The sequence below is a fragment of the Curtobacterium sp. B8 genome (assembly GCF_000333315.1).
In the GTDB taxonomy this organism is placed as follows: domain Bacteria; phylum Actinomycetota; class Actinomycetes; order Actinomycetales; family Microbacteriaceae; genus Curtobacterium; species Curtobacterium luteum.
This window is the reverse complement of the sequence record NZ_BACW01000694.1, coordinates 1-1,761: the sequence shown is the minus strand read 5'-3', so window position 1 is coordinate 1,761 and position 1,761 is coordinate 1. Positions and strand designations below refer to the sequence as shown.

Genomic DNA, 1,761 nt, shown 5'->3' with positions numbered 1-1,761 from the left:
AGGGCGTGTCGGACCGGTGGTCGACGACGTCCTGCAACTCCGGCCGCTTCGGGTGCACGCCGTCGCCGGACGACGTGTGCCGGATGCGCCGGACGACCCACGGCACGAGGTACTCCCGCGCCCAGCCGAGGTCCTCGACGCGGGCCTCCCGCCAGGGGCGCGCCTCGAGCGGCTCGGGGTTGAACGGCGCGAGCCCGTGGTCGACCCCGAGCGCGTCGAGGACCGCGGCCGCGACGGTGGCGTGGCCGGTGGGCGAGTGGTGCAGCCGGTCCGGTGCCCACATCCGCGGGTCGCGGAGCACCCGGAGCGCCCACATGTCCGCGACGAGGGCACCGTGCTTCAGCGCGATCGCGTGCAGGTTCTCGTTGTAGATGGCCGTCTTGCCCCGCACCATCCCGAGCACCGGCGTCATGCCGACGTCGGGACCGGTGAACATCACGACCGTGGCGCCGTCGCTGCGCAGCCGGGCGATCATCGCGTCGACCTTCTCGGCGAGGTCGTCCGGGTCGGTCCCGGGGCGGATGATGTCGTTGCCGCCCGCCGACACCGTGACGAGGTCCGGCCGGAGCGCGAGGGCCGGCTCGACCTGCTCGTCGATGATCTGCTGCAGCAGACGCCCGCGGATCGCGAGGTTGGCGTACGCGAAGTCGCCGTCGCCCGCACCGGCGGCGGCCGCCTGGTGCGCGAGGACCTCGGCCACCCGGTCCGCCCAACCGCGGTTGCCCCCGGGCACCGTGGGGTCCGGGTCACCGATCCCCTCGGTGAACGAGTCACCGATCGCGACGTACCTGGACCAGGGATGACGTTCTGACACGCATCGGACCCTAGTCTCGTGCCATGAGCACGGCCAACCCGATCCCCGCCGACCTCCTCGAGCGCATCGCCGCGCGGGCGCCGGGCTACGACGCGGCGAACGCCTTCTGCGCGGAGGACCTCGACGAACTCCGCGCCGCCGGCTACCTGCGGATCGGGGTGCCCGCGGAGCAGGGTGGCCTCGACCTCGGACTCCGCGACACCGCGGCGGTCCAGCGCACCCTCGCGCGGTCCGCCCCTGCGACAGCGCTCGGGCTCGGGATGCACCAGGTGTGGGTGCAGGCGGCCCGCAGCGTGCGCGCGCGCGGCGGGGCGTTCCTCCAGGCCGTCACCGACCACGCGGCGGACGACCACCTGCTCGCGTTCGGGGTGAGCGAACCCGGCAACGACGCCGTGCTCTTCGACTCGCTGACGACGGCGGAGCCGGACGGCGACGGCGGCTACCGCTTCACGGGCACGAAGGTGTCGACCTCGCTCGCGTCCGCGTGGGACGTCCTCAGCGTGTTCGGGAAGGACACCTCGGGGCCGGAGCCGGTGCTCGTGCACGGGTTCGTGCTCCGGTCCGACGGCCACGTCGCCCACCGCGACGACTGGGACACCCTCGGCATGCGTGCGACGCAGAGCCGCACGACCGTCCTGGACGGCGTGCACGTCCCCGCCGACCGCATCGTGCGGGTGCTGCCGGTCGGGCCGAACCAGGACCCGCTCGTGTTCGGCGTGTTCGCCGCCTTCGAGCTGCTCGTGGCGTCCGTGTACGTCGGCGTCGCGGAGCGTGCCGTCGAACTCGCCGTCGACGCCGTCCGGGGACGGAGGTCGCTGGACGGCACGCCGCGGTCCGAGGACCCCGCGGTGCGTCGCGCCCTCGCGGACGCCCAGGGTGTGGTCGACGCGGTGGCGCTCCAGGTCGACGCCCTGGCCCGGGACGTCGACGAGCTCGTCGACCACGGG

Annotated in this window: 2 protein-coding genes; one reads left to right on the top strand and one right to left on the bottom strand. The window is 74.2% G+C overall.

Going from position 1 to position 1,761, the window contains the following annotated elements:
• Positions 1–814 (bottom strand): SGNH/GDSL hydrolase family protein (locus I59_RS18565; RefSeq protein WP_022905164.1); only part of this gene is annotated, 814 nt, incomplete at its 3' end.
• Positions 815–837: 23 nt separating this feature from the next.
• Between I59_RS18565 and I59_RS18560 the strand changes: the two genes are divergently transcribed.
• Positions 838–1,761: acyl-CoA dehydrogenase family protein (locus tag I59_RS18560; protein WP_022905163.1), on the top strand; the 924-nt coding region annotated here is incomplete at its 3' end.